At 45.5% G+C, this 26,579-nt stretch carries 25 protein-coding genes; 14 read left to right on the top strand and 11 right to left on the bottom strand.

Annotated features, from left to right (window positions below; all coding sequences use genetic code 11):
* Entirely contained in the window at nucleotides 1–471 is a 471-nt protein-coding gene (locus MUK70_RS26280) for a (2Fe-2S)-binding protein (RefSeq protein ID WP_234657193.1), read from the bottom strand.
* 118 nt (nucleotides 472–589) lie between these two features.
* Here MUK70_RS26280 and MUK70_RS26275 point away from each other — a divergent pair, with 118 nt between their 5' ends.
* Nucleotides 590–1,507 (top strand): alpha/beta hydrolase, encoded by a 918-nt coding sequence (locus MUK70_RS26275; RefSeq protein ID WP_234657194.1) that lies wholly within the window; start codon nucleotides 590–592, stop codon nucleotides 1,505–1,507.
* A gap of 58 nt (nucleotides 1,508–1,565) precedes the next feature.
* Here the strand turns inward: MUK70_RS26275 and MUK70_RS26270 are convergent, their stop codons facing one another.
* On the bottom strand, nucleotides 1,566–2,150 hold the full coding sequence (locus MUK70_RS26270; protein ID WP_234657195.1) for a GNAT family N-acetyltransferase: 585 nt from the start codon (nucleotides 2,148–2,150) through the stop codon (nucleotides 1,566–1,568).
* Nucleotides 2,150–2,308: a hypothetical protein gene (locus MUK70_RS26265; protein WP_234657196.1), complete on the bottom strand. Its 159-nt coding sequence runs from the start codon at nucleotides 2,306–2,308 to the stop codon at nucleotides 2,150–2,152. The genes MUK70_RS26270 and MUK70_RS26265 overlap by 1 nt, the downstream gene beginning before the upstream one ends.
* 273 nt (nucleotides 2,309–2,581) lie before the next feature.
* Between MUK70_RS26265 and MUK70_RS26260 the strand changes: the two genes are divergently transcribed.
* A complete protein-coding gene (locus tag MUK70_RS26260; RefSeq protein ID WP_234605277.1) occupies nucleotides 2,582–2,791 on the top strand; it encodes a hypothetical protein in 210 nt (69 codons plus the stop codon).
* Nucleotides 2,792–2,925: 134 nt separating this feature from the next.
* Nucleotides 2,926–3,216, top strand: a complete 291-nt coding sequence (locus MUK70_RS26255) for a hypothetical protein (RefSeq protein WP_234657197.1) — start codon at nucleotides 2,926–2,928, stop codon at nucleotides 3,214–3,216.
* 274 nt (nucleotides 3,217–3,490) lie between these two features.
* Here MUK70_RS26255 and pdeM read toward each other — a convergent pair whose 3' ends face one another.
* Complete coding sequence (gene pdeM / locus MUK70_RS26250) at nucleotides 3,491–4,132, bottom strand: ligase-associated DNA damage response endonuclease PdeM (protein ID WP_234657198.1); 642 nt, start codon at nucleotides 4,130–4,132, stop codon at nucleotides 3,491–3,493.
* Nucleotides 4,122–6,584 carry a ligase-associated DNA damage response DEXH box helicase gene (locus tag MUK70_RS26245; RefSeq protein WP_234657199.1) on the bottom strand — a complete coding sequence of 821 codons (2,463 nt, stop codon included), beginning with the start codon at nucleotides 6,582–6,584 and terminating at the stop codon, nucleotides 4,122–4,124. Before MUK70_RS26245 ends, pdeM begins: the two co-directional genes overlap by 11 nt.
* Before the next feature lie 133 nt (nucleotides 6,585–6,717).
* Between MUK70_RS26245 and MUK70_RS26240 the strand changes: the two genes are divergently transcribed.
* Together MUK70_RS26240 and MUK70_RS26235 are read left to right on the top strand one after the other, a co-directional pair.
* Nucleotides 6,718–6,933, top strand: a complete 216-nt coding sequence (locus tag MUK70_RS26240; protein WP_234657200.1) for a DUF2281 domain-containing protein — start codon at nucleotides 6,718–6,720, stop codon at nucleotides 6,931–6,933.
* On the top strand, nucleotides 6,933–7,328 hold the full coding sequence (locus tag MUK70_RS26235; RefSeq protein ID WP_234657201.1) for a type II toxin-antitoxin system VapC family toxin: 396 nt from the start codon (nucleotides 6,933–6,935) through the stop codon (nucleotides 7,326–7,328). Before MUK70_RS26240 ends, MUK70_RS26235 begins: the two co-directional genes overlap by 1 nt.
* A 2-nt stretch (nucleotides 7,329–7,330) precedes the next feature.
* Here MUK70_RS26235 and MUK70_RS26230 read toward each other — a convergent pair whose 3' ends face one another.
* Nucleotides 7,331–8,929 carry an ATP-dependent DNA ligase gene (locus tag MUK70_RS26230; RefSeq protein WP_234657202.1) on the bottom strand — a complete coding sequence of 533 codons (1,599 nt, stop codon included), beginning with the start codon at nucleotides 8,927–8,929 and terminating at the stop codon, nucleotides 7,331–7,333.
* Nucleotides 8,926–10,056 (bottom strand): ligase-associated DNA damage response exonuclease, encoded by a 1,131-nt coding sequence (locus MUK70_RS26225; protein ID WP_234657203.1) that lies wholly within the window; start codon nucleotides 10,054–10,056, stop codon nucleotides 8,926–8,928. The genes MUK70_RS26230 and MUK70_RS26225 overlap by 4 nt, the downstream gene beginning before the upstream one ends.
* A 133-nt stretch (nucleotides 10,057–10,189) precedes the next feature.
* Here MUK70_RS26225 and MUK70_RS26220 point away from each other — a divergent pair, with 133 nt between their 5' ends.
* The 8 genes from MUK70_RS26220 (at nucleotide 10,190) to MUK70_RS26185 (ending at nucleotide 17,938) form a co-directional block, all read left to right on the top strand.
* The gene (locus tag MUK70_RS26220) at nucleotides 10,190–10,585 is read left to right on the top strand and encodes a DUF5618 family protein (RefSeq protein ID WP_234657204.1); all 396 of its coding nucleotides are present in this window, start codon (nucleotides 10,190–10,192) and stop codon (nucleotides 10,583–10,585) included.
* Nucleotides 10,586–10,610: 25 nt separating this feature from the next.
* A complete protein-coding gene (locus tag MUK70_RS26215; protein ID WP_234657205.1) occupies nucleotides 10,611–11,801 on the top strand; it encodes an ABC transporter substrate-binding protein in 1,191 nt (396 codons plus the stop codon).
* Nucleotides 11,801–12,883, top strand: coding sequence for a FecCD family ABC transporter permease (locus MUK70_RS26210; protein WP_234657206.1), 1,083 nt, complete (start codon nucleotides 11,801–11,803; stop codon nucleotides 12,881–12,883). Before MUK70_RS26215 ends, MUK70_RS26210 begins: the two co-directional genes overlap by 1 nt.
* The gene (locus tag MUK70_RS26205; protein ID WP_234657207.1) at nucleotides 12,880–13,902 is read left to right on the top strand and encodes an ABC transporter ATP-binding protein; all 1,023 of its coding nucleotides are present in this window, start codon (nucleotides 12,880–12,882) and stop codon (nucleotides 13,900–13,902) included. Before MUK70_RS26210 ends, MUK70_RS26205 begins: the two co-directional genes overlap by 4 nt.
* Before the next feature lie 94 nt (nucleotides 13,903–13,996).
* Entirely contained in the window at nucleotides 13,997–15,979 is a 1,983-nt protein-coding gene (locus MUK70_RS26200; RefSeq protein ID WP_234657208.1) for an ArnT family glycosyltransferase, read from the top strand.
* Nucleotides 15,980–16,023: 44 nt separating this feature from the next.
* The gene (locus MUK70_RS26195) at nucleotides 16,024–16,437 is read left to right on the top strand and encodes a nuclear transport factor 2 family protein (protein ID WP_234657209.1); all 414 of its coding nucleotides are present in this window, start codon (nucleotides 16,024–16,026) and stop codon (nucleotides 16,435–16,437) included.
* Nucleotides 16,430–17,032 carry a GNAT family N-acetyltransferase gene (locus MUK70_RS26190; protein ID WP_234657210.1) on the top strand — a complete coding sequence of 201 codons (603 nt, stop codon included), beginning with the start codon at nucleotides 16,430–16,432 and terminating at the stop codon, nucleotides 17,030–17,032. Before MUK70_RS26195 ends, MUK70_RS26190 begins: the two co-directional genes overlap by 8 nt.
* The gene (locus tag MUK70_RS26185; protein ID WP_234657212.1) at nucleotides 17,033–17,938 is read left to right on the top strand and encodes a carbon-nitrogen hydrolase family protein; all 906 of its coding nucleotides are present in this window, start codon (nucleotides 17,033–17,035) and stop codon (nucleotides 17,936–17,938) included.
* Nucleotides 17,939–18,027: 89 nt separating this feature from the next.
* On the opposite strand, the gene MUK70_RS26180 is transcribed toward MUK70_RS26185, so the two are convergent.
* The 4 genes from MUK70_RS26180 to MUK70_RS26165 form a co-directional block, all read right to left on the bottom strand.
* The gene (locus MUK70_RS26180) at nucleotides 18,028–19,794 is read right to left on the bottom strand and encodes a PQQ-dependent sugar dehydrogenase (RefSeq protein ID WP_310590020.1); all 1,767 of its coding nucleotides are present in this window, start codon (nucleotides 19,792–19,794) and stop codon (nucleotides 18,028–18,030) included.
* 2 nt (nucleotides 19,795–19,796) lie between these two features.
* Nucleotides 19,797–21,053 carry an amidohydrolase/deacetylase family metallohydrolase gene (locus MUK70_RS26175; protein WP_234657213.1) on the bottom strand — a complete coding sequence of 419 codons (1,257 nt, stop codon included), beginning with the start codon at nucleotides 21,051–21,053 and terminating at the stop codon, nucleotides 19,797–19,799.
* A gap of 9 nt (nucleotides 21,054–21,062) precedes the next feature.
* Nucleotides 21,063–22,352: an amidohydrolase/deacetylase family metallohydrolase gene (locus tag MUK70_RS26170; RefSeq protein ID WP_234657214.1), complete on the bottom strand. Its 1,290-nt coding sequence runs from the start codon at nucleotides 22,350–22,352 to the stop codon at nucleotides 21,063–21,065.
* Nucleotides 22,353–22,512: 160 nt separating this feature from the next.
* Nucleotides 22,513–23,265 carry a DKNYY domain-containing protein gene (locus tag MUK70_RS26165; protein WP_234657215.1) on the bottom strand — a complete coding sequence of 251 codons (753 nt, stop codon included), beginning with the start codon at nucleotides 23,263–23,265 and terminating at the stop codon, nucleotides 22,513–22,515.
* Nucleotides 23,266–23,478: 213 nt separating this feature from the next.
* On the opposite strand from MUK70_RS26165, the gene MUK70_RS26160 reads away from it, so the two are divergent.
* On the top strand, nucleotides 23,479–26,571 hold the full coding sequence (locus MUK70_RS26160; RefSeq protein ID WP_234657216.1) for a sensor histidine kinase: 3,093 nt from the start codon (nucleotides 23,479–23,481) through the stop codon (nucleotides 26,569–26,571).
* Nucleotides 26,572–26,579 lie beyond the last annotated feature (8 nt).

Raw genomic sequence — 26,579 nt, 5'->3', positions numbered from 1 at the left:
TCATTTATTCATTTTAGCCGCCGCTTTTTTCACCGCCTTTATTATCCGCGTATGCGTTCCGCAGCGGCACAAGTTCCGTTGCAAAGCCTGCCGAATTTCTCCGTCTGTCGGATTTTTGTTTTCTGTCAACAATGCTTTGGCCGAGATAATCATGCCATTAATGCAGTAGCCGCATTGCGCCGCCTGCTCTTCAATAAATGCCTCCTGAATGGGATCAAGCATATTGTTCCTGGCCAAACCTTCCAAAGTCGTCACCTCATAAACCGCTGCAGCAGCACCAGGAATCACACAGGAAGGCTGCGCTTTGCCATTCAGCAGCACCATGCAACTGCCGCAACGCTCAATTCCGCAGCCATATTTCGGGCCATTCAATTGGAGATTATTGCGTAAAAGATAAAGCAGCGGCATTTCCGGATCCGCCGTCACGCGGTGATTTTTGCCGTTCACTTTAATGTTAATCAGCTCAGCCATATCTCTTTCTTTATCGATCAGAATAATAAAATTAAGCGTGCACCATGATTTAACTACTTGTCTCTTAATCTTTCAACGTTCTTTCTACGTATGTGCTAGTGTATTAGAGACACCATTTATGAAAACAGAAGCCAGGATCACACTAATCGTTTTAATGATTTTATTGGGCGCATTTATGCTCACATTGTCAGGTTGTTCTTTCAAAAGAATAACGAAGTCAAAGAATATTGTTTACCAAAAAGCATATAAAACTTCCGCTGAACAGCAACTGAATGTGTTCACTCCCAAGAAACATTCCGAACCCAAGAATGTCCTGATTTTTGTTCATGGTGGCAATTGGAACTCAGGTAAAAAGTCGCAATACAGCATTATCGGAGGGCATTGGGCCAGGAAAGACGTCGTTACTGTTATCGTCGATTATCCATTGAGTCCGGCCGCTGATTATAAGGCAATGGCTATTTCCATTGCAAAATCTGTCAAATGGGTGAAAGAAAATATCAGCCAATATGGGGGCGATCCGGATAAAATTTTCCTGTCCGGCCACTCCGCAGGCGGCCACCTTGCTGCACTTGTAGCGCTTGACGACCATTATTTCAAAAACATCGGCCTGGAAAATCCACTTGCAGGCCTTATCCTCATTGATGCTGCCGGGTTGGATATGCACGGTTATTTGACCGAAGAGCAGTTTGAAAAAGGCAACACCTATCTCAGGACATTCTCGAGCGACTCCAAAACCTGGAAAGAAGCCACCCCACTCTATCATTTGCATCAAAATATGCCCCCAATGCTCATTTACCGCGGTGGAAAAACCTATCCCTCGATCCTGAAAAGCAACGAAAAATTCATCAATGCCCTGCACGCCTATGCCCCCGAAACGGATTATCGCATTCAGAAAAGCAAGAAACACGTCCCGATGATCACTCAGTTTTTCAATCCCTGGAATCGGAGATATGGTGAGATTTTGGAGTTTATGAAGGCGGCTGGGAGTAAAATGGATTTGCCGGAGGATAAACGAAATGCGGCGGTGGGTAAGTGACGGACCAAACAGTAAAATGAGACACATTTACTGTTAGGTGTCTTTTTGACTGCAAAGTTTAATTTGGTAACCTAGTTACCAGATCAATCAATGGTTTCAAATCAAAATACATCGTTCTGTAAGAGTGAATCGGTGGAATTTGCTCATCAGGGTTTACAAACATAAATCCTATCTTCTGATAAAAGCCTGAAATATCGTATCCATTGTCTTTATCGTAAAATGCATCAACTGTCATAAATCTGACGCCGACAAGTGGTGCGATTGTGAAAGCAGCATATTCCAGGGCCCATTCCACCATTCTTTTTCCCACTTTCGAAGCTCGTTCATCAGCGGCTAGTAAGCCAATTTTTATTGCTGGAAAGGTCGTGTATTTGATATCTTCCTCTTCCAGCAGCTTTTCAGTAGCTATCAGCCTGTCGGCAAGAAGCGTAATATATGCGGCAAGGCAATTTTCACAATGCACTACCCAACATCGACTAGTATGTGCATTCACTTCACGCAGAATGCGGCCTTTCTTCCAAAATGTTTGAAACTCGGGCCTTTTACAACGAAACCCCTGACCTAGCAGCGCTAAATCAGGGGTTAACTCGGAAACCATTTGTTCGGAGAAATTTACTCCATCAAATTTCTTAATCAACGGCATTACTTAGATATGTGTGTAGATCGACGGTCAACAATACGCTTAATGGTTTCCATCGCCTGCTCATTAGCAACATGCCCATCAGCTTTTATCGCCTTAAAAAGTTTTTTAGCCTCTCGACCAATAACTGGTTTAGTAACCGTGCTTGTTATGAATTTCATAGTGTTATAAATAATGACCTTAACAAATATAGGAACATACTGCGACTTTTAGTTTTCGAAAAAACAAACGGCAGGAATCAATAATTTAACGGAAAGGGGAGTTGTTGGTACGACTTAATGGAATGCATGCAAACTCTAAGCCTGGGTCCTTAATATTATGCGTTGTGGACTGTCGAAAAAGAGAACCCGGATTATTTCGAAACATCAATTTCTTAACTTTGAAAAATTCCTGCCAATGAATTTGTAGGAAACTCGAACTTTATTTATCTTCGCATGAGAAAATTCAACTCTATCCCGGAAGCTTTCGAGTGGTGGATTAAAAATATTTACCCTGCTTTACCGGCTGAGATAAAAAAGGGAAAGCCCGTCACAGCCTGGCGTGATTACACATATAACCAAGGCATTTCAGAAAAGAGAATGAGAGAGATTCTTATTGAGTTCGGTAATTTTAGGATTGAAACTGTGATCATTTATGAGCCGTGAATCGGCTTTTTATTTAAGCACCTCTGATCGGAAACTCGACAAACAACCAACGACAAAAAACCCGGAGCATTGCCACACAACAACGCCATCCGGGTTCAGTTCAATCAAGTTCACAATCAAACTTCATCAAAAATATGAACACACTAAAAAATTCAGCAAACAAAGAAATGAACGGTGGGAATGAAAAATTTATCGGTAATGAAGCTGCATTAATGCAGCAATTTGAGATTATAAAAGGGTTCTTTCAAACAGATAGCGGAAGCGAAATGATCGGCTCACTCCATGCAATGATTGAAAGCTTTTTATTTACAGAAAACCTGAGCCAGGTAACGCCTGAAATGCGGGAACATATTGTAAATCAGCTGCGCGTGGCGACATTGGTGGCGAAGCTAGAGAGTAGCTATAAGGGCTTGAAAGGAGGATGATTGCATATTATCGAATGTTTCTATGCCCGCCAAGGCGGCTCCATGCGGAGCCTGCATTTAAGAAATGTTGCATTGGCTAGAAACAGGTTGTTCCACTGGAACGCGTTTGGCTTGTGTCAACGTTATTTAAAACTAATTGAATTCAAAGCTTGACTACCGTCAGAAACCAATCCCGGAGGGATCTCCTGTTTCTAGAATGAGATTGTATCTGACAAGTAAGCTTCGGAGAAGCTGCCTGCGCCGTGGCAAATTCTCGCGAACACATATCCGAACCCTAACAAACCGAAAAAACCTTCGTCTCAGTAGTGATATAAATCTTCCGATCCTTTGCCAGATCCATTTGAAAACCGCCTGTAAAAACGCCGAAACTGGGGACGATGGCCTGGTGATTGTCGATTACAAAACATGGCAAACGTACGCTTTGGCGGCCCTTTCCATAGGTGGTAAAAACAGGGTGGACGTGACCGGCGAAGATGAATTTTTCGGAAATGGCTTCTACTTTTGGGTGGTGGGTGAAGATAAAGTCTCCTTCTTCGAAATCGTTCAAATGCACTTCCAGGTCCGCTTCCAGGAACAGACTTACTGGCAAAATATCGTGGTTACCGATCACGATCAGCATTTCGATGTAATGATGTGCCGTGCGCCAGGTTTTAAAAAGGTCCCATTCTGCATTGTATTGGGCATGAAAAAGGTCACCGAGAAAGATAATGCGGGTTGCGCCAGTGGCTTGAACAAGTTCGTTGAGTCTTTTGAAGTTGTTTTCAATGGCATTGGGCGGGACTGCAATTCCTTCTTTGCGGAAATGGGTGATCTTGCCTAAATGGAGGTCTCCGATCAATAAAGTCTGCGTTTCTTGCCAAAAAATGGCCCTTTGTGTGAGTAAAATGAAGTGGTTTTCTCTGATTTCAATCTGCATTACTATACTGTTTGAGCATTTTCTGGATCCGGTCGTCCAGCTTTTCCGACGTTAATTGCTCGCGCAACCGGTCCACCATGATAGGGAACGAAAAAGGCGTCGGCTTACGGGTTTGTTTAACAATAATTTTCTGATTTGCGATCCGGTCCAGCGCCTGACGCATCCGGACTTCCTCCAATTGATAGGTTAGAACTTCCTGATAAGACTGTTTGATGAGCAAATTATTGTCTTCATACTTGCTCATAACCGTAAACAGCAGTGAACTTGAAGCCTGTAACTGTCGCGTTTTCATATTTTTTCCGGGATACCCCTGAAACATTAAGCCCGAAATGGCGGCAACTTCCCTGAACTTCCGCTTTGCCATTTCCGTCGCATTCACGCTTTGATAAATGTCATCGACCAAATGTTTGGTTGAGAAAAGATCCGCTTCCGTCATCATTTTTTCGAAATCAACATATTGATCGCTTAACAATTCAAAACCGTAATCGTTCATAGCAACGGAAAACGTGATCGGCGTCAACTTGCTGATCCGGTAAGCGAGGATGATCGACATGCCTTCATGCACCAGGCGGCCTTCGAAAGGGAAAATGAATGTGTGATAACCTTCACGCGTTTCGCATTGCTCAATGAGGAGTTCGTCAATTTTGGGAATCATCGAACGGCTTGCCTGTAATTCGAGCAAAGGCTTCATTTTGGCCAATTCCAGCTCCTTATGCGGGTTTTCGATGGCGTCGGCCAGCCGTTCGCGAATGAATGTAGACAATTGTGAGGAAAGTGGCATTCTTCCACCAGCCCACCGGACCAGAAAGCCTTTCTTGCCCTCGGCCTTTTTAACGCTGACCGTCATTTCGTGGATTCTGACGAATTCAACTGTCATTCCGGCAAATGTGAAAACGTCGCCAGGCTTCATCCAGGTTACGAATGATTCTTCAACGGTTCCCAAATATTTCCCAGATTGCAATTTGACCTTAATGCCTGTTTCTGAAACGATTGTGCCCATACTCAATCGATGGCGCAATGCAACGCGACGGCTTGTGACTTTATAAATTCCATCAACGCGCTCCACTTTTTTATACTCATCATAAACCTGCAAAGACGAACTTCCGGTGGTAATGTATCCCAAAAGCCACTCCCACTCCTGCCTGTTCAGATATTGATAACCGTATGCATCACAAACTTCCTCAAACAATTGGGCTTCATCAAACCCCTCACCCACTGCCAAAGTCATCATCCATTGCGCCAGCACATCAAATGCATGTGCAACAGGCGGGCGATCTTCCAGCATGTTCTTTGCAACGCCTTCCCGCAACGAAACGGCCTCGATGAGTTCCAGCGCATTGGTAGGACAGAAAAAAATCTTGCTATCCACACCCGGCCTATGCCCGCTCCTGCCCGCGCGCTGAATAAACCGGGCGATGCTTTTTGGGCTGCCAACTTGTATAACTGTATCAACCGGCCTGAAATCAACACCCAAATCGAGGCTTGCCGTGCAGATAACCAGCTTTAATCGTTCATCATGCAGAGCCTCCTCCACCCAATCGCGAATTTCCCGGTCGAGCGACGCGTGGTGTAGAGCCATAATGCCTGCAAATTCAGGGTATTTTTCAATGATCGTTCTATACCAAATCTCCGTTCCCGAGCGTGTATTTGTGAAAAGCAATGTTGTTTTGCTCTGATTAACGATTTCAACTACCTGATCCACCAGCCGTGTTCCCATATAACCCGACCATGGCAATGTCTCCACTCTAGGTGGGATAATGCTTTCAACCAGGATTTTTTTATCAGTATTAGCCTTAATAACAGCGGATTTACCAACCGGAAACTTCATTCCCAGCAGCACATGTTTCGCCTCTTCCAGGTTTCCAATGGTCGCCGAAATCCCCCAGGTTTGCAGATCCGGTTTCAGGTTTCTTAACCTTGCCAGCGCAAGCTCAGTTTGTGTTCCGCGTTTGCTTCCCATGAGCTCATGCCATTCATCGACAACGACCGTATGGAGGTTTTTGAATGTTTCAGAACTGTTTTTTTGGGCAAATAAAATGTGCAGACTTTCGGGCGTAATGATCAGCGCATCAGGCATCTGTTTCTTCTGATCAATTCTATCCTTTGTATTGGTGTCGCCTGTGCGAATGCCCACCCGCCAAGTAAGGTTCATTTCCAGGGCAGCCGTTTCCATATTCCGGAACAAGTCTTTGGAAAGTGCGCGCAAGGGTGTGATCCAAAGGACTTGCAGGCCACGTTTCGGTTTAATCTCCTTGTTACTACGCTCATTGATATGCCGTATCAGGATCGGAACCCAAAGCGAATAAGTCTTTCCACTTCCTGTCGGGGCATTTACCAATCCACTTTTCCCCTCCATATAAGCCTCCGCAGCCTCCTTCTGAAAAGCCGCCCATTTCCATTTTTTGGATTTAAACCAATTTTCAGCGATGGTATGTCCGGGGGATTTAGTCAAGTTGGTTCTATAGATAAATGTTATGTCAATACTTAAAAACCCATTCCATGCTGATCCATTTTAAGGGTAAAAGCTAAATTATATTTAAATCTTATATTCTTGGTATATTTGTTATAACTCATACTATATCGATATGCTTAGGACAATCGAAGGAATATACGAAAACGGGAAAGTCATTTTCAAAGAAACTCCTCCCTTACAGAAGCGTGCAAAAGTGTTGATCACTTTTATAGATGAATCTGAACGCCCTATTTTGGAGAAGAAGCGCCCGCTCGGAACAATGAAGGGGACGATCAAAATGTCCGATGACTTCAACGACCCCATCGACGATTTGAAGGACTATATGTAATGGCATATTTACTGGATACCCACGTAGTGCTCTGGGCATTAGATGAGCAAAATCGCCTTTCAAATAAGTCAAAAGCAATCATTTCCGACCCGAATTCTTCATGCTTCGTAAGTGTAATTTCATTTTTTGAAATAGCTATTAAGAAGAAGATTGGAAAGTTGGAGCTGTCAAATTCTGTATCGGAATACATCCTGGAATTGGAACGAATTGGAATAATAATCTTACCAATTTCAAACGCCGCACTCGACAACTATGAAACAATCCCCTTAATGGTGGGCCACGGTGACCCTTTTGACCGTTTCATTCTTGCCACCGCATTGTCTGAAAACCTGACGGTCATATCCGCAGATGAAAAGTTTCAAGGTTATAAAAAAATTGTAGAAGTGCTTTGGTGAGCTCACTTATACATCTCCAAAATCCCCTTCAAAGCCTCCAAAGTATCCGCTTCCTCCGCCTTCTTATCCTTTCGCCAACGCAAAATTCTTGGAAACCTTACTGCAATGCCGGATTTGTGTCTCGATGACTCGTTGATGCCTTCAAAGCCTATTTCAAATACCAATTCAGGCTTTACAGTTCTCACGGGGCCAAATTTTTCAAGGACATTTCTTTTGATGAAGTAATCGACCTGGCCGATTTCAACGTCTGTCAAGCCGGAGTAGGCCTTTGCGAAAGGGACGAGTTTCCCATCTTCGCCCCAGACGGCGAATGTGTAGTCGGTAAAAAGCTCGGCGCGTCTTCCTGAGCCTTTTTGGGCATAAATTAAAACTGCGTCAACGCTTAACGGATCAATTTTCCATTTCCACCAATCGCCCTTTTTACGGCCTACTTGATAAGTGCTTTCTTTCCTTTTGATCATGAAACCTTCCGCGATATTTTGTCGGGATAATGTGTGTAACTCCCGCAAAACCGCCCATTCCTTGAAATCAATGAGCGGAGAAAGATTGAAGACGAATTGACCAGGCGCTTTTTGATGAATCAATTCCAACTCGGTCCGGCGCTGCTGCTGGGTTAAGCCTCTTATATCAATACCATCTACTTCCAAAATATCATAAGCAAGAAATGCAACCGGCGCTTCTTCGAGCACTTTTTTGGAAAGATTTTTTCGTCCAATGCGGGTTTGCAACACATTAAAAGGCATGGGCCTATCATCCATATAGCTCACAATTTCGCCGTCGAGAACCGTGCCGTTGGGCAAAACTTCACTTAGAAAATGCAACTCGGGGAATTTTTCCGTCGATAATTCTTCGCCACGCGTCCAGATAAAAAGCTCGTTATTCCGATAAATGATCTGTGATCTTATACCATCCCATTTCCATTCTGCAAACCAGTCTTCCGGATTTCCCAAACCGGAAACATCGCCCTCGATCGGATATGCCAGAAAAAACGGATATGGCCTCGAAGCATTGTCATTCTCGCCCTTATCCAGAATCAGCTGTTCAAAAGTCGTCCCGGCAGGCTCCCATTGGCCCATTACGCGGTGTGCTATTACATTTGAATCGGTTTCGGTCGCTTCGGCTAATGCACGCACGACCAATGTTTGCGAGACACCGATCCTGAAACTGCCCATCAATAACTTATTGAAAACAAATGTCTCGTGCTGAGATAACTGCATCCACGCTTGCAAAATATGATCGTGCTTTTCCTGGTCCGTCATGCCCGGAAGCAGCCCCAGATAGTAAAACCATTCAGTAAGCGACTTATCAGATCCTTCTATTTTGTTTCTTGGCAAAAGCAGCGAAATGGTTTCCCCCAAATCGCCCACACTATGATAACTTTCCTGAAAAAGCCACATAGGAATGCCCGCTTCCTCTGCTGCCCACTCCTTCACCATGGTTCGGTTCACCTTAAAAGAAGGTCTCCGGCCCGTGAAAAGCGTGAGTGCCCAAAGTTTGTCCTCATCGGATGCGGTCAGGAAATATTGTTTCATCAACTCCACCTTCGCATTCGTTTTGTTGGTGCGGTCGAGGTTCATGAAGAGTTCTGCAAATTGTTTCATACCCCTAAATCCCCTGAAGGGGACTTTTTTGTTGATGTCTTTGTATCTGCGATGACTTCGTCATCTAGTAATTCTTTGTGATTTTCATACGCCTTGGTTCCGGCGCTGATGTCTTGGACTACTTCCTCGTTTTCGTCTTCGTTGCCGTACATGGTGTGGACTTCGCCTGCTTCGATGCCGTTTTCGTTGAGATATCTTGCGTAAATGCTTGTGTATCCGTGGGTAACGTATACTTTTTCGGCGCCTGATTCTTTTACAGCAGTGTTCAGATCGGGCCAGTCGACGTGATCGCTTAACACAAAGCCCTGATCTACTGCGCGGCGGTTTTTGGCGCCGCGTAAGGCCATCCATCCTGAGCAATAACCCAAAGAGTAAGGCGCAAATTTCTTGATCCAGGTGCTGCTATCAACAGACGGCGGCGCGAGCACCAATGAGCCACGGAATAACTTGCGGTCGGTTTCCTTGGTTACCAATGTCAGTTCCGGCAAATCGAAACCTGCTTGTCTTAACCTCTCATTCAATGTATAAATAGCGCCGTGGGCATAAATAACTTTATCTTGCAACTCAATGTTTTTCAAAATCCGCTGCATTTTCCCCAGCGAATAACCCATGAGCACGCTTGCTTTGTCTTCGCTTTTATTCTGCCGCCACCAATTGTCGATTTCGCTCATTACCTCATGCTGCGGCTGCCACTTGTAAATGGGTAATCCAAATGTTGATTCCGTAATAAACACATTGCATTTAACTGGCTCAAAGGGCTTGGCGAAGTTGTCATTTTCCAGTTTATAGTCGCCGCTCGCCACCCAAACCTCTCCTTTATACTCAACCCGAACCTGCGCCGAACCGATGATATGCCCGGCAGGATGCAGTGAAAATGTGACACCATTGATCACAAATTTTTCGTAGTAATCAACCGTTTGCAACGAAATATCCTGCCCCAACCTCAGGCGTAAAATGGGCTCACTGTCTTTATGCGCCAGATAATGCTTGCTTCCCCACCGCGCATGATCGCTATGTGCGTGCGTGATGATCGCCCGGTCAACGGGAATCCACGGATCAATGTGCGCATCCGCAACGGCGCAGTATATACTTTTCCCTGTAAATTGTAAAAGAGATTGTGCTGGCATGGGTTGAAAAATATTAAAAGTGTGCCAATTGACATATCAGCTCACTTCACCACTCCCGGAAAATTAATGCTATTTTTGAGTGACTTTTTTTGGAAGCTGCGTCTAACAAAAAAACATAACACTATAATTACTTATGACAAGAAAAAATCAAGGCCCATCCCTCGCTCCTGCCGAAGAAGCTGCACGCTATTTAGAAAACGCCAGGACGATTCTGAGTGAAAAAGCCGGTAAAAAGGACGGCTTACACGCAGATGTAAAGTATGTAAAAATGGCCTCCGGAACTGCATATTCTGCCGCATTATTGATCCTGGATGAATTCTTAAAACAAAAAGAAGGGCTTAAATTTATCAAGCCTACAAGTATTGAAGATTACACTAGCCGGGTAAGGAAGTACGATAAAAAGTTAATGAGACTGTTGGTTGAAGTTTATGACGAGCTACATATTAATGGCTATTATCATGGCACTAAGTCTGTTACTACAGTTCAGCTAGGCCTTGATAACGTCAAGCAAATGCTTACCTACATTTAAACACATCGCCGCAAATTTTCATTGAATGAATCGCCAACGTTCCTCTCCAAATTCTACATTCCTTTTTTTATTCCTCTTCTCTCTTTTCCTTTTTTCAGGCTGTAATTCCGAAAAAAAGCAATCTCAAAAAGAAGCTTATGAAGTAGGGCAAAGTTCCTACACTGAACAAACCAAGATCGACCACGCGAAGGGCTTCACCATTACATATCACGACAACTACAAGATCGTAAGCATACTAAGCCCGTTTGAAAACATAACTGACACTGCAAAATACATTTTACTCGACAGAGGAACTGCGCGACCGAATGGTTTTGAAGACGCGCAGGTGATTGAAATTCCGTTAAGAAGCATCGTGGCGACCTCTTCCATGCACGTTGCACTGCTGGAATTTCTGAATTCAGAAAGCATTATTACCGGGCTAAGCAATCCTCAATATATTTATTCCGCAAAAGTTCAGGCGTCGATTACAGCTGGCAGAGTGGGGAACATTGGCAGAGATCAGGGCTTGAATGAGGAAAAGCTTGTGGAAATGCATCCGGATGTGGTAATGGCGATGGGCGGCCCAGGTGCCAAAGCGGATCAGTATCGCATTTTGGCACAAGCCGGAATCCCAGTTTTGATCAACTCAGAATGGGTTGAAAAGACGCCGTTGGCGCGTGCTGAGTGGGTTAAGCTCGTTGCGGCATTGGTTAACAAGGAAAAAGAGGTGAATGAAAAGTTTGCAAAAATAGAATCGGAATATGCGCGGTTAGTGAAGCTTGCAAGCAATGTTAAAGACAAACCTTCCATCATTTCCGGCCTCAACACGAAAGACGCCTGGTTTTTGCCGAATGGCGACAGCTATATGTCACAGTTTTTCAGGGATGCAGGTGGCGATTATCACTGGAATAAAATCAAGGCGACGGGCAGTTTGCCCCTAAATTTCGAATCGGTGTATCCCATTGCACTGCAAGCTGATGCCTGGCTGAATGTTGGGTTTGATAAAAACGATACGAAGGCAAATATTTTGGCGCAAGATCCGCGTTACAGCGATTTTAAAGCTTATAAATCGGGGCGAATGTTCAGCTACAATGGCCGCGTCAATGACCAGGGTGCCAATGATTTCTTTGAATCAGGAACCGTAAATCCGCATATTGTACTTTCTGATCTTATTAAAATATTACATCCGGAATTGTTGCCAGATCATCATTTGGTCTATTACAAACAGCTCAAATAATGGCAGAAACCTTCCCGAAAGAACCATCGCATAAATCACCCGCAGCCACGCACCGGCTGATCTTCGCTTGCCTGGTCGTGCTGGCGATCGTGTTTTTTATTTTGGATGTAATGCTTGGTTCGGTTCAGATTCCGTTTAAAGAAGTTTTCAAAATCATTTCTTTACACGAATCCGAGAACACAGCCTGGTTATTTATCATTGAAAAAATACGCATCCCAAAAGCCATAACCGCCATTCTGGTGGGCTGCGGGCTTTCTGTGAGCGGGTTACAAATGCAAACACTCTTTCGAAACCCGCTGGCAGGACCGTCTGAACTGGGCATTACTGCGGGAGCTGGATTGGGCGTGGCGGCCGTTATGCTTGCCGGAGGAAGCAGCGCGAGCATGTATGCGATCAGCAAGCTGGGTGTTTCGGGAAGCTGGCTGATCATCGCCATGGCTTCGCTAGGCTCTGCGCTCGTTTTATCACTCATCTTAGTAATTGCGGGAAGGATCCGGGACAATGTGATTTTGCTGATTGTCGGGGTGATGATCGGCACCATCACCTTATCCATTGTCAGCATCTGGCAATATTTCAGTCAGCCCGAACAGTTGCAGGAATACATCATGTGGACTTTCGGCTCGCTGGGCGGCGTTACGCAATATCATCTTTACGCACTTTCAGGCGTTGTCGCATTCGGCCTCTTACTGGCCTTTGTTTCCTCCAAAGCGCTGAATGCGCTTTTATTGGGAGAAAATTATGCAAGAAGCATGGGGCTGACCATTGCCAAAACTAGGTTAATAATCATGCTGAGCACAAGCCTGCTAACCGGGAGCATTACGGCATTTTGCGGTCCTATCGGGTTTGTGGGAATCGCCATTCCACATATCACCCGCTCATTGTTCGGCACTTCCGATCACAGAGTTTTGATTCCGGGATGCTGCTTAACCGGCATGGTGTTGCTGCTTTTATGTGATATCATTGCCCAGATGCCTGGCATGCAGACGGTCATTCCGATAAACGTGGTCACCTCTTTACTCGGCGCGCCGATCGTTATCTGGATCATTATCAGCCGTAATAACCTCCGTTCTTCATTCTCATGAGTGACGTAAAACCATTTCTGGAAACAAAGGATCTTTCAATTGGATATAAAACCAAGAGAACAGAGCGGGTCATTTCAACAAACCTGAACCTGACACTGGAGCCGGGGCAGCTTGTGTGCTTGCTGGGTTCCAATGGCTCAGGAAAATCAACATTAATGCGCACAATTGCTGGTTTGCAACCTGCTTTGGAAGGCGTTGTTTACATAGGTCAACAACCGCTGGCTAACCTGAAATCCGCTGACCTGGCTCAAAAACTCAGTCTGGTTTTGACGGAACGTATTGAAGCTGGAAACCTTACGGCGCTGGAAGTCATCACATTAGGACGTACACCTTACACCGGTTGGCTGGGTGCGTTAGGTGATGCTGATCATAAAAAGATTGATGAAGCTATTTCACTTACCAACGTTGAGAATTTAATTAACAGGAAAATCCACCAGCTCAGCGACGGTGAGAGACAAAAAGTAATGCTGGCCCGCGCCCTCGCACAAGATACGGAGCTAATCCTGCTCGATGAGCCGACAGCACATCTCGACTTGCCCAATCGCGTGGAAATGATGCGGTTGCTGCACGCACTGGCGCGACAAACTGGCAAAGCAATTTTACTAAGCACCCACGAACTAGACCTCGCATTGCAGGCAGCTGATATGCTGTGGCTTATGCAGCAGAATGGAGCACTTGTCACAGGAGTTCCGGAAGATCTCGTCCTGAACGGCGCCTTCGAATCGGCATTTGCAAAAAGTGGTTTTTTCTTTGATAAAAGCAGCGGCACATTTAATATTTATCAGGATGTACGCACGCATTCCATCAGCATTTTCGGCGATCCTATGTTAATTTTCTGGACAAAAAGAGCTTTACAGCGCGAAGGTTTTGGTATCACTGACGAAATCAACGCATTACTCAAAGTTCAGTGCGGTCAGCTCGAAGGAGCCGCGGTTTGGGAATTTATATCAAAGGAAAAAACGCTCAAATACTTCAACATTGCTGATTTGGTCTCGGGAGTAAAATCAGCCGCCAAATAATCAATGTGCCCGCCGGTGTCAAAACCTGTGTTATTCTGATCGAATTAGTTAGTTTTGAGCCGATAAATAAGCCAAAGCAGTTTACCCCCTTCACATGATCTTTCTAATTCCGCTGGCAATCTGGTTAGGCACGGCCGTTTGCTTCCTGGCATTTTATAACGGAAACCCGCAAGCATTTCGACGGTCCTTACTAACGGCCGCAATCGGGATATTTTTCTTTATAGCAACATCAACCGAGTTGCTTAGTCCTGCAAATCTGGTCAATACAATAGCTATAAAAGCTGCATGGACGATCCTAAACATTGCCCTAATGCTGCTTTTCAGGCTGCTGAGTAAGCGAGAAGATGTTTCAATGGTTCATATTTTAAAAGCCTGGCGTTCTTCCGGAAAGGCGTTTTTTAGAGAAACGGGCGGCCTTACCAATGCCGTTATGCTTTCCATTTTAGGACTTACATGCATCGTCGCGGTGGTTGCCACGCCTAATAATATGGATTCCATGGCCTATCATTTGAGCAGGCTCGGTTACTGGATCCAGAATGAAAACGTCGATCATTATGCGTCACACATCGAACGGTCGATTTCTTTCAGCCCATTTTCGGAGTATGTTCATTTACATTCATTTTTGTTATCGGGCAGCGAACGTGCGTTTCAATTGTTACAATGGAGCTGTCTGGTGGGCATATTGATGTACATTTCGTTACTGGTTGAAATGCTGTCCGGAAGCCGCGCCGCTATGCGGATGGCGCTGTGCTTTGGCGTCACATTGCCGATCGTCGTGCTCGAATCCATGACCACGCAAAATGACATTGTGGTCGCATTTTTCATTGTTGCCTGTGCATTTTATGCATTCGATTACGTGCGTCAAACGAAAAAGCTCTCCCTCATTTTGATCGCCGCTGCGGCCGCGCTGGGCATGATGACGAAAGGCACGTTTGCGTTTTTCGTCCTGCCGTTTGCAGCCTATATTTTCTTTTTCATGATCGCAAAACCATCTCAGTGGAAGCCCTTGGCCTTCCTGATAGGCGGTTCGGTCATTGTCATGCTGCTGCTCAATGGTCCGTTTTGGTACAGAACTTACCAGATCTACGAATCTCCGATCGGGACAGCGAACAAAGGGAACAAGAATGACATCTCCAATCCGGCCAATTTGCTTTCCTCCACAGCCAAGCATGTTTTCCTTCACCTGGGTTTCGTTTCGCCCGGGGATAGATATAACCGGTTCATGGCGAGCTCGCTGGAACGTTTTCACCAGGTTATTGGCATTCCCCTGAACTCACCTGGAACGGGTATGCCTTTTAAGATGAACAAGCTGAATTTTAACGAAGATTTCGCGCACAATTTCTTTGCAATGTGGCTGATTATCTTTTCGTTACCCATATTATTTTTTATAAAATTATCCAAAACTGCCCGCTGGTATACAGCGCTGGCTTTTCTGAGCTTTCTGCTTTTTTGTTTCTTCATCGGCTACCAGATTTATGGTTCAAGGCTCCATATTTCGTTCTTTTTACTGATTGCCCCCGCGATCGGAATCGTTTATGGCTCGCTAAAAGTCCGTGCTGTCCCTGTAATTTTGAGCCTGCTGTTGTGGTTTTTCGCATTGCCGTTTGCGGTGTTGAGCACAAGCCATCCATTACTGTCCACGAACTGGTTTTTTGAAGAGGTTTTTCCAAAAATCAACACTGCATTCAACCTGAACATTCACGTCGGCAAAGGAAATCTGAACCTGAAACAGCCGAGTATTTTATTCGCCGAACCTGAAAAAATTGTTTGGGGGGATTACACAGACCAGGCTTTGCGAATGCGCGCTTATGTGGACTCGATAGGGGCCAAAAATATTGGATTTAATTTCTTGGAATCCAGCCTGGATTATGCCTACCAATATGTTCTGAGAGCGCCGGACAGGCATTTCGAGCATGTCCTGGTGCGCAATCCCTCGCGGTCTTTGGAAAATAAAACCTTCATTCCCGACTGCATTATCGCCGAGCATTTCGCGGGTAACCAGATCAGCTATCACGGCCGCAGATATGAAAAAAAATGGAGTACTACCGGCACTTTTATCTATGTTCCGGTGAACTAGTTCTTCCTTCATTTTATTATCATTAAAAACATTAACATACTGACATGGCTTCTCTGGACATTGTACAAGCATATTATGCATGCTTTAATCATAAAAATTGGGACGGAATGCTTGCATTGCTGCACCCCGAAGTAAGGCACGAACCTAACCAGGGCGATGTGCGTGTGGGCATTGAAAAATTCACAGAATTTCTCGGCAATATGGACGAGTCTTATGAAGAAACGCTGACGGATATGGTGTTTTTTACGACGCCGGACGACTCCCGGGTTGCCGTTGAGTTCACAGTAAGGGGAATTTACAAAAAAGCGGAAGAAGGCATGCCTGAGGCGTATGGACAATCTTACAAACTTCCCGCGGCAGCATTTTTGGAATTAAAGAACGAAAAGATCTGCCGGGTTACCACTTATTACAATCTGCCGCTGTGGCTAGAACTGGTTTCCAAGTCCAGAAATGACTGATCAACTTACATTTGCCGCTTATCGGGGCGTTGAGATTGCTGCTGTAATAGAGGCATTAGGCGCACTGCGGATTACAGTTTTTCATGATTATCCTTATTTATATGAAGGTTCGCTGGATTATGAAAAGGATTATCTGCAAATCTACGTCCAGTCAGAGCGCGCCTTTCTATTCTCCGTTTTTGATGATGGCAAAATGGTGGGGGCAACAACCTGCATTCCTTTAACGGATGAAGCTGCGGAGGTTCGTAAACCGTTTGAAGACGCAGGCTTTGATATCAGCGCCATTTTTTATTTTGGCGAAAGCATTTTATTAACCAAATATCGCGGACTTGGCCTCGGCCACCGCTTTTTCGATGAGCGCGAAGCACATGCCAGGAGCTTTGGAAGCTTCGGGCTGAGCTGTTTTTGTTCAGTGGAAAGAGGCGACCATCATCCCGCAAAACCAGCAGATTACCGTCCCAATGATGCATTCTGGCTCAAACGTGGTTATGTGAAAGAACCGTCATTGCAAAGCATTATGGAATGGCCCGATATCGGTGAAATGTCTCCCTCGGCCAAACCAATGATTTTCTGGATCAAAACACTCGAAAACTAAATGCCTAAATCCGTTACCGTTGCCTCTGCTCAATACCCGATTACCCATCACGCAGATTTTGCGGCGTGGCACGAACACATGGAAAACTGGGTGAGCGATGCGGCGAACAAAGGTGCTGAACTTTTGCTTTTCCCTGAATACGGGGCAATGGAGCTGGTCAGCATTTTATCCCCTGAAATCCAGTGCGATATCCTGTTGCAAGTGGCAGCAATGGACTCTTTTAAAGAGTCGTTTTGTGACGTTTTTGTGAAGCTTGCAAGCAAATATAATGTTATCATCGTCGCTCCGAGCCTGCCTGTTGTTGCAGATGGAAAGCATTTAAACCGCGTCTTTGTTTTTTCACCCAAAGGCCTTGCGGGTTATCAGGACAAATTTTTCATGACCCGTTTTGAAAATGAAGATTGGGGCATCAAAAGTGCGCCTAAGGTCCTGACAATTTTTGAAGCGAGCTGGGGTAAATTTGGCATTCAGATCTGCTATGATGTCGAATTTGGAATAGGGTCTCAACTGCTTTGCCATGCAGGAGCGTCGCTGATCCTGGCACCAAGCTGCACAGAAACCATTCGCGGCGCTACACGCGTTCATGTAGGTGCGAGAGCGCGTGCATTGGAAAACCAGGCTTATGTAACTGTTTCTCAAACCGTTGGAAATGCTGAATGGTCTCCTGCCGTTGACATTAATTACGGATATGCGGCTTTTTATTCAACCCCGGACAGGGATTTACCGGAAGAGGGCATCATCGCATTCAAACCTCCTCAACAGGAAGGCTGGCTGGTTCAGGAGCTGGATTTCTCGCATATCGAAGAAGTAAGGCGCGATGGCCACGTTTTTAACTTCAACGATCAGCGAAGGATCATAACGGAGCTGTTTGGTGAAGCGGTAAACATTCAATATGCTCCGATCTAGGACTATTTCGATACATTATTCGCCATATAAGTAAGGAATAACACGGATTATTCCGGCGTAAAGTGATCAATAAGGATATCGGTGCCGAATTATTTTTTTAAAACCCTGTTCACTTCATCGACGGAAACGCGATCGGGCATGTTGCCGAACTGCTGCCTTACATAGGTCAGCAATTGCGCCATTTCTTCGGGTGACATAAAATCGTGCTTGGGCATAAGATCATTGTATGGCTTTCCGAGCACTTCTATGGGGCCTTCCAGCCCGTTTGCTACGGCGCGAATGAGCTTTCTTTTGTCCTCCGTAACCCATTCGGAATTGACTAATGGAGGAAAACGGCTGCCGTCTCCGAGTCCATTGGATTGGTGACAGGGAGTGCAGTATGTCCTGTAAATTTTCTCACCGGCTAGTTTTGTTTCCTTATCCAAATTGTCCTTCACCACATCCGGCGTCCTGATATTTCCCAGCAGCTTATGTTTCTCCATAGCAGCGAGTTGCGGTGTTCCGAATGATGGCTTATTACCCTTGAACATGACCCTCCAGATTTTCCCTTTCTTCGAATCTGTGATGTAAAGGGACCCGTCTGGGCCTTGTGCCAGCCCCATTGGCCGCGCTTTGGCGTCGCTCACATTAATGATGGGGTCCATGCCAGCGAAACCATCGGCAAAAACCTCCCATTTTTCTGAAAATTTACCATTGACCCAAGGCACAAAGCATACGAAAAAGCCCGCTTGCGGATATGGTGCACGATTTGTGGAGCCATGGAATGCGATAAATGCACCGTTTTTGTAACGCTCGGGAAACTGATTTCCAGTGTAAAACAAAATGTCGTTAGGCGCCCAATGCCCCGGAAACCCAATAATTGGATTTTGGTATTTGGCTCCTTCCCCCTCTTTTTTACTATCCCCTCCATATTCCGGGTTCAAAATTCTCTTGCCCTTCATCTGGTCGAAATAATAGTAAGGCCACCCCAGGTTTGTTCCTTGTGTCACTTTTACAAATTCGTCGGCCGGCAACACCGCACTTTGCCAGGACGAATAAATATCAGGAAAAAGCCGACGTAAGTTATCCCGCCCGTGCACCACTGCATACAGGTTTTGATCTGCATTGTTCCAGCGCATGCCTACAATACTTCGCAAACCAGTCGCAAAAAGGCTTCCGTCCGCCTGTGTCTGATTGAGCTTATCTGCACTGAATTTCCATATACCTCCATGTTTTTCAAGATCCGGGCAGGGAGTTAAACCTGTGGTGCCCGGCTTGCCGCCCGGCGAGTTGGCCACATCCTGGCAAGCATCCGAAGGCGCTCCGAATGGCACATACATGTTGCCCTTGTCATCGAAAGCCATGGGTTTGGTGATGTGCCAATGCGTGCCGTGCTCGTGATCGTCCTTTAAAATAACCTCTACGGTGCTGTCTGGCAGCAACTGGCCGGGAACCAGTTTGCTTCGGTAAACAAACAGTGAAGAGCTGAAATATAAATATCCCTTGCGGATCGTGATGCCGTTTGCAAGGCTGCTTTGATCCGGGTAATTGCCAAAATTTTTGATAATGTCGGCTCTCCCGTCTCGGTTTGTATCCCGCAGGGCTACGGTCCCGCCATGCTGGCCTTTTCCATAATAACGCAGCTTTACATAAATGTCGCCGTTTTCATTCACCACGATGTGTCGCGCCAGGCCGGTGCTGTCCGCCACGACAAGGGCTTCGAAACCTTCCGGCGTCGCCAGTCCGCCGTTATCCGGGTCGCCTTTTGGAAGCGGTTCTTGCTTTTGGGCGCCGGAGAAAAGCATTACAATAAGGCCGAAGCAAAAATAGCGTTGCGCAAGCGTCCGCTTTTGTTTATAAAAAAAGGATCTCATCATAGTCAAAAATCTGTTTTTCTAGCGCCCAGGCCATTTAAATCCCACACAATTTTCCCTTCCCTTACTGTCATTTCCACTTCCAGCTTTCGGGAACCGGATATTGTTTTTCCACCCGAATCCGTAAAGCCAAATGTGCCGTCCCTGATTTTGAAAATCGCCAGATCGGCTACATTACCCGCTTTTATGTTTCCTAATGACTCGTGGTTAATGGCCTTGGCAGCATTCCAGGTGGCGATTTGTACCACATCATGCAGCGACAAGCCCAGTGCCATGAATTTTGACATTACATTCGTCATATCTTTCATGGCCGAGTTCATGCTGAAACGGTGCAAATCGGTACCGAACGAATTGGGAGCAAATCCCTGCTTTACCGCAGGAGCTGCCTGATCAAACCAGAAGCCTGCCCCGCCGTGCCCTAAATCAAACAAAACACCTCGTTTTTTCGCTTCCAAAACAAATGGGCGGACTTTTCCATCATCGCCAATAATGGGCATCCGCTCTTTTATGTTTTCAAATGTATGCGTGATCATGTCACCCGGACTGAGCTTCTCCAACTGATCCTGAAAGGAATATTGAGGCAAATGACATTCTACAAAAAGTGGCTTTTCAACCTGCCTTGCGAGTTTTATTGCATTGTCAAAAGGTGTCCAGTCCGTTCCGTTATAATGTCCGATTTTAACGCCGACAATTGTTTCAGAGTATCTATTAATGATTCTCAAAGCGGAATCCGGGACCATATCCTCTATATTTTGCTCGTGTCCGTCACCCGTCATGCCGTCTCCCGCAATGTTGACAAAAGCCAGAATTCTTGTTTTAGACTGATCTATGACCTGCTTTTTAAACAAGGGAAAGCTTCGCCAGCCCGACGTCCCCGCATCCACAACGGTGGTAACCCCGGAACGAAACGTAAAATCATCAGGAGAGACGCTGTTAACGCCATTGGCAAAAGTTCCTGCATTAGGCCCCACAAAAACGTGGGTGTGCATATCAATGAAACCAGGTGTCACATACAAGCCTTTTGCCTGGATAATTTTCTCCGCAGCTTCATCGATTTTGACTGCTACTTTTGCGATAATGCCTTTACTGACAGCAACATCCATAACTTTATCAATGCCATTGGCCGGATCAATAACATGACCGCCTTTAATGAGCAGGTCGTATTTTTGACTGAAAACGCTACTGCTTAAAATCAGCAGAGCTGACAGGCAAAAATGAATTTTGCACGCATTAACCAGAGTGTATATATTCTTTAAAAACATCACCGTTCGCTATTTAGCCATCATTTCCGATTCCCAACCGGCAGCACTGATCCCATTGAGGTCCCACACAATCTTCCCGGCGCGAATGGTTAGTTCGGCTTCCAGTTTTCTATCGCCTTTTATTTTCAATTTGCGGGCGTCCAGAAATCCGAAATCACCTTTTCTTAAATTAAAAACTGCGACATCTGCTTCCGAACCCACCGATAATGTGCCAAGATCCGGACGCTTAATCACTTGTGCGGGGTTCCATGTTACGCGCAGAATGGCGTCGGGGAGCGTCATGCCCATGTTAAGAAATTTCGAAATCACATTATCCAGTCCCTTCATACCGCCGTTCATGCTGTCCGTATGCAAGTCTGTGCTGATCACATTGGGTTTAAATCCTTGCTGCATAGCCGGAATCGCCTGCCGCCAAGCAAATGCGCCGCCACCGTGCCCGACATCGAAAATCAGCCCGTTCTTCTGCGCTTCGAAAACAAATGGCTTGACTTTTCCATTTTCATCCACAACCGTTTCCCGGTTCGCAGGCCCGTGTGAGTACGTGTGTGTAAAAATGTCGCCCGGGCGAAGATATTCTTTGAACAATTTTTCAATGGACAATGGCGGCTGGTGTTCGCCGAAATCAACCATAACAGGCACATTGGCCAATTTCCCTGCCTCAACAGCGGCTTTTACCTGCGCATAGTCCCCCCAGTAATGCGCGGCTTTTACGCCTACGATTATTTTTGGAAAAAGCCTTTGGATCATATTGGCCGTCATGACCGGGTTCATATCCGAAAGGTCCTGTTCTTCGTAGCGGCTCGCCATACCCGTGCCCACAATGTTAAGCAATGCTAAAACACGCGTTTGCGCCTTGTCGATCGTTTGTGCTTTGAAAGTCCGGAAGTTGCGCCAGCCCGATGATCCGGCATCTACGACCGTGGTAATTCCGGCGCGAAAAGTGAAGCCGTCCGGTGGTAGGCTCGTGGATGCATTGGCAATATAGGCGTCGGGCGCAGTGCCTGCAAAAACGTGCACGTGCATATCAATAAGCCCCGGCGTGACGTAATAACCTTTCACATCAACCGTCTTTCTGGCTTCGGAAGCAGCAATGTTACTGGCTACCCGGACGATCTTTCCGCCGTCGATTGCGACGTCCATTATGGCGTCAATGTTGTTTTTGGGATCAATGACGTGCCCGCCTTTCAGCAGGATCTCAATCTCCTGGGCACTGGCAAAATAGGGGAAGAATAAAAACAGCAGGGAACACAGAAACCCGGCAACGCGTCCTGCGTTCTTTGCATGTGTGTAAGCCAGCATTTGTTAAGAGTTTAGATCTGAATCGTATTCATATACAAGTCAGTAAGGGTAAAATATTACTTCAAAAGATTTGAAACTTTGCACATATTTTACAAAAGAAAAGGCGCATTGCTGCGCCTTATGTGTATAGTCCCGTCCTTTGCCGGATTTGAAATAATGTTCAAAAATTCAACGCTTCATAAGTGGATGGCTCACAGTCGGTAAGGCGGTCACCGCGCCAGTAAACATGGTTCTGGTCGAGGCTGTAATATTGGTTGATCACCTGAAAGCTTCCCGGATCGGCCCCTTCCACTATTTTGAACGAAGCAGGCCCTAATAAGTAGACATGCGCCGCATCTCTGGAGTAACCATGCCGCAATGGCTCGAAAGATAGGACGTCCGGCTGATCAAACCGGACGCCGTTGACAAAAATGCTGTGCCCGTCTTTGAAATAAGTAAAGCCATCGACTTTGGCAAGCAATTGAAAATGAGGAGCATCATAAGAAATAACCCGATCAGCATAGTAGATACATTTGCTGTCTTTTGACAAATGCCTATCTATTTTAACAAAGTGATCGGGATCGTCTGAGACGATTTTATAAGCTGTGTAAATGTGATTGCAATCTTTGCCGCACGCATATCCGAGCACAACGAATGAGGATGGATCTGCGCCCGGAATGGCTTTCCCTTTATAATAAACAAACTTTTCGTCGATCGCATATTGCCTGATCGTCGGCAGTTTGGAAAATTTGTTATCCAATGTTTGAAATGATTTGACGTCAGCACCTGCAACCAGATCAAATGTGGGGCTTGCCAGACTTCCGCAATAATACACGTTGTTCTTTCTGACATGGTATCCCGGTTCACTGCAAAGTACATTTTTGAAGTTGGCATTCCTGGTAATGCGGGAGGCCAGGGCACTGATATTGATCATGACGAACGTTGGTTAGGATAGTTCCATTATTTTTCACGGCTAATTGCCTTTCTTGCAGTATTAAAGTTGGCTTTCCCGTTTTGAAATGTCAAAATCAAAGAGGGAACGGTAGGTATGGTCTATTTAACGGCAAACGGTAAGTATACCAGCCATCGTTAATCAACCACCTCACTTCATTTCGATCTTGTTTTAAAGAAATAATCCATTTCCAGCATGCGTCAACGATTCGCATTTTTACTTGCTTTCTGGTTAATCCCCGCCATGCTTTTTGGGCAAACAATCTTTCAAAATATCAAGTGGCAGGATGGCCTGAGCGCCAAACAAGTGCGATGTCTGTATAAAGACGATACGGGGTTTTTGTGGATCGGGACAAATAATGGTCTCAATCGCTACGACGGGGCCGTTGTCAAGCAATATAAGAATGGTACAAAACAGAAAAACCTGCTGATTAATGCAATTCACCCACTGGGCAAAGGTGACACATTGATTTTGGGATTATTGGATGGCATTATGCTGTTTAATGCCAGCTCAGGTTCTTTTTCAAAAGACAGCCGGTTTTCTGCTTTGGACAAAGAGACAGTTGTTACCATTAAACCGGACAATGCAGGGCGGCTTTGGATTGGCACTTCAAACCGGATCTATATTTACGAAAAGGGAAAGTTGAATCCGCTTTCTGTACTTGTCCCGACGGTGGCGAACATTTTCAGCCAGCCCGAATATTTCCTTTCGGGCATGGTTTGGGACACGACGCGAAACGGCTTCTGGATCTTAGGAAGCAAGCCCTGTTTTATCGACACCAAAAAAAGAACGATTTACCATAAGGACAACAATGTGCTCCATTCGCCCATTCTTGACCAGACTTACGTAAATGCGCTGGCCGTTGACAGCAAAGGTGATGTCTGGTATGGCTGCGACGATAACCTGACACTTAATTACTGGAATTTCAAAACGGGTTCGGTGCAGAGCTTTTATGAGCTCGATGGCAATAAGATCAGCGACGGGATCAATTTGTTGTTCATTGATCACAAAGACAGGCTGTGGATCTCGACATGGCTGTTTGCGGCTTATTTTAAGGAACGCGGGCAGAAGATCAAGAAGATTGAATATGACCAAAATCTTTCCTATTGCATTGGATATGGGCACTTTCGGGATGCCATTACGGATAAGGAAGGAAATGTTTGGCTGGGGACGATCAACGGCGTTAGCAAAAGTCAGTCGCAATATCCACTGCAGGCAATATATCAGCTGCCTAATTTTAAATTTTTCCTGGAGACTGGCTTTGCCCACGCGAATTCTATCACGGTGGATAAAAATCTCGTAATGGCCTGTAAAGAAGATGGAATCGTGGCGTATCATACGGATAACCGCACTTACCGGCGCTACGTTGTTACGGACGAAAATTTGCGCAGAAACCGCTTCGTCATGTGCACAAAGGCCAAAGATGCATGGTGGTTTGTGGGAGATGATGGCGTTCACATGCTGCCGAACGGAACGGATAAGCTGGTGCGATTTGAAGACATTAAGAAAGACACACCCAACCGTTACGCGAATTTCGTCTTTACCGACCATAAAGGAAATATATGGTTCCAGATCCTGGAAGATGCGATTTACAGACACGATCCGGTAACTAAGAAAACGACCCGTTATGACGGCACTGACAGCCGTTTTGGATTATTTTCGTTTAAGAGTTGCCCGAGTTCCGTACAATTGAGTAATAAGGATATCCTATTCTCATTACCCGGAAGTGGCTTGTTGCGCTTTGACTATCAGAAAGAACATTTCTCCATTTTGCCAGATAAAGGGCTGGCTAATGTACAGGTTTTGAAGATGGCAGAGGATAAAAAAGGCGATATATGGGCTGCCGTAAGTGGCAAAGGCTTGATCAAAATAGATCGCAACGGCACTCCGCTGGATAGCATTGACAGCAGAACGGGATTGTTTTACGACTATTTATCGAGCATTGCCATTGATTCGCGGGGAGCAGTTTGGGGATCGAGCAGAGAGGGGCTTATGTTTTTTAATCCGGATACACGCGCAGTGACAAAAGTGGAAATTGATCTTGGCAAAACATTACAGGATTATTACAACAACCTGACGTTCGCGAATGGTAAAATTTATGCTGTTATGCTGGACCATATATTGTTGATCGATCCGTTTAGCTTTGCCGGCATGCCGGTTAAAAAACCTCCGTTTATAACCTCTATTAAAGTTTTTGGACAGGAAAAGCTCGGTTTTGAGAAGGAAGGCATTTTGGAACTCGCGCCTAATGAAGATTTTATCACCTTTCAATACGCATCCCTAAGTCATCGCGATATTCCTGCATTGCAATATAGCTATCAACTGGAAAATGTTGATGAGAACTGGGTAAATGCAGGCAGGGCGATCACTGCCACTTACACGAATCTTTTACCCGGAAAATATCTTTTCAAAGTCCGGAGTACGGATGAATTTGGTAGATGGATGACCAACATTCAAAAGCTGCAAGTGATAGTAAAGCCAAACTGGTGGCAAACCTGGTGGTTCAGGTTGCTATGCCTGATCCTCGCGGGCAGCATCCTGTATTTTGCTTTCCAAGCGTACAGACAACGTAAGCAGCAGAAAGCGCAGAGTGAGCAAAAAGAGCTGATGTTGCTGAAAATCAGCAAGATGCTTGCTGAGAGCCAGCTCATGGCGTTAAGGGCGCAAATGAATCCGCACTTTATCTTCAATTGCCTCAATAGCATTCAGGAGTGCATCGTTTCCGGAAAATATTCGCAGGCGAGCGTGTATCTGAACAAATTTTCCAAGCTTTTCAGGATGGTGCTGCAGAACTCCGGGAAGGAAATGATTTCGATCTCTCAGGAGCGCCAGGTCCTGGAACTTTACCTGGAACTGGAAATGATGCGTTTTGAGGAAAGTTTTACGTACGAAATCCTCATGGATCCTGCTCTGGAAGATGAGGATATTGCGTTGCCTTCGATGCTTCTGCAACCATATGTGGAGAATGCGCTATGGCATGGATTACTTCATAAGGATGGCGAGCGCAAGCTGCTTATCGAGTTCAGACTGGTCAATGAGGACATTTTCCTTTGCCGGATCCAGGACAATGGCATTGGAAGGAAAAAATCTTTTGAATTAAAGGCCGAAAGTGTCAAATACAAACACCACGAATCACAAGGTTTAAGAATAACAAAAGACCGTATCGACCTGCTTAACAAACAAGGAAACCATGCATTGCTCACGATAAGTGACCTTTACGACGACCATGGTGCGGCCAGCGGAACCCTGATTGAAATTGAATTATCAACGTACCTCAACAATGTATAAGCAAGACA

Source organism: Dyadobacter chenwenxiniae, assembly GCF_022869785.1.
Classification (GTDB): domain Bacteria; phylum Bacteroidota; class Bacteroidia; order Cytophagales; family Spirosomataceae; genus Dyadobacter; species Dyadobacter chenwenxiniae.
This window is presented reverse-complemented; position numbering and strand designations above follow the sequence as displayed.

Excerpts from the sequence above, each read along its gene's own strand:
- MUK70_RS26280 (WP_234657193.1), bottom strand. The coding sequence starts at position 471 with ATGGCTGAGCTGATTAACATTAAAGTGAACGGCAAAAATCACCGCGTG.
- MUK70_RS26275 (WP_234657194.1), top strand. The coding sequence starts at position 590 with ATGAAAACAGAAGCCAGGATCACACTAATCGTTTTAATGATTTTATTG.
- MUK70_RS26270 (WP_234657195.1), bottom strand. The coding sequence starts at position 2,150 with ATGCCGTTGATTAAGAAATTTGATGGAGTAAATTTCTCCGAACAAATG.
- MUK70_RS26265 (WP_234657196.1), bottom strand. The coding sequence starts at position 2,308 with ATGAAATTCATAACAAGCACGGTTACTAAACCAGTTATTGGTCGAGAG.
- MUK70_RS26260 (WP_234605277.1), top strand. The coding sequence starts at position 2,582 with ATGAGAAAATTCAACTCTATCCCGGAAGCTTTCGAGTGGTGGATTAAA.
- MUK70_RS26255 (WP_234657197.1), top strand. The coding sequence starts at position 2,926 with ATGAACACACTAAAAAATTCAGCAAACAAAGAAATGAACGGTGGGAAT.
- pdeM (WP_234657198.1), bottom strand. The coding sequence starts at position 4,132 with ATGCAGATTGAAATCAGAGAAAACCACTTCATTTTACTCACACAAAGG.
- MUK70_RS26240 (WP_234657200.1), top strand. The coding sequence starts at position 6,718 with ATGCTTAGGACAATCGAAGGAATATACGAAAACGGGAAAGTCATTTTC.
- MUK70_RS26235 (WP_234657201.1), top strand. The coding sequence starts at position 6,933 with ATGGCATATTTACTGGATACCCACGTAGTGCTCTGGGCATTAGATGAG.
- MUK70_RS26230 (WP_234657202.1), bottom strand. The coding sequence starts at position 8,929 with ATGAAACAATTTGCAGAACTCTTCATGAACCTCGACCGCACCAACAAA.
- MUK70_RS26225 (WP_234657203.1), bottom strand. The coding sequence starts at position 10,056 with ATGCCAGCACAATCTCTTTTACAATTTACAGGGAAAAGTATATACTGC.
- MUK70_RS26220 (WP_234657204.1), top strand. The coding sequence starts at position 10,190 with ATGACAAGAAAAAATCAAGGCCCATCCCTCGCTCCTGCCGAAGAAGCT.
- MUK70_RS26215 (WP_234657205.1), top strand. The coding sequence starts at position 10,611 with ATGAATCGCCAACGTTCCTCTCCAAATTCTACATTCCTTTTTTTATTC.
- MUK70_RS26210 (WP_234657206.1), top strand. The coding sequence starts at position 11,801 with ATGGCAGAAACCTTCCCGAAAGAACCATCGCATAAATCACCCGCAGCC.
- MUK70_RS26205 (WP_234657207.1), top strand. The coding sequence starts at position 12,880 with ATGAGTGACGTAAAACCATTTCTGGAAACAAAGGATCTTTCAATTGGA.
- MUK70_RS26200 (WP_234657208.1), top strand. The coding sequence starts at position 13,997 with ATGATCTTTCTAATTCCGCTGGCAATCTGGTTAGGCACGGCCGTTTGC.
- MUK70_RS26195 (WP_234657209.1), top strand. The coding sequence starts at position 16,024 with ATGGCTTCTCTGGACATTGTACAAGCATATTATGCATGCTTTAATCAT.
- MUK70_RS26190 (WP_234657210.1), top strand. The coding sequence starts at position 16,430 with ATGACTGATCAACTTACATTTGCCGCTTATCGGGGCGTTGAGATTGCT.
- MUK70_RS26185 (WP_234657212.1), top strand. The coding sequence starts at position 17,033 with ATGCCTAAATCCGTTACCGTTGCCTCTGCTCAATACCCGATTACCCAT.
- MUK70_RS26180 (WP_310590020.1), bottom strand. The coding sequence starts at position 19,794 with ATGATGAGATCCTTTTTTTATAAACAAAAGCGGACGCTTGCGCAACGC.
- MUK70_RS26175 (WP_234657213.1), bottom strand. The coding sequence starts at position 21,053 with ATGTTTTTAAAGAATATATACACTCTGGTTAATGCGTGCAAAATTCAT.
- MUK70_RS26170 (WP_234657214.1), bottom strand. The coding sequence starts at position 22,352 with ATGCTGGCTTACACACATGCAAAGAACGCAGGACGCGTTGCCGGGTTT.
- MUK70_RS26165 (WP_234657215.1), bottom strand. The coding sequence starts at position 23,265 with ATGATCAATATCAGTGCCCTGGCCTCCCGCATTACCAGGAATGCCAAC.
- MUK70_RS26160 (WP_234657216.1), top strand. The coding sequence starts at position 23,479 with ATGCGTCAACGATTCGCATTTTTACTTGCTTTCTGGTTAATCCCCGCC.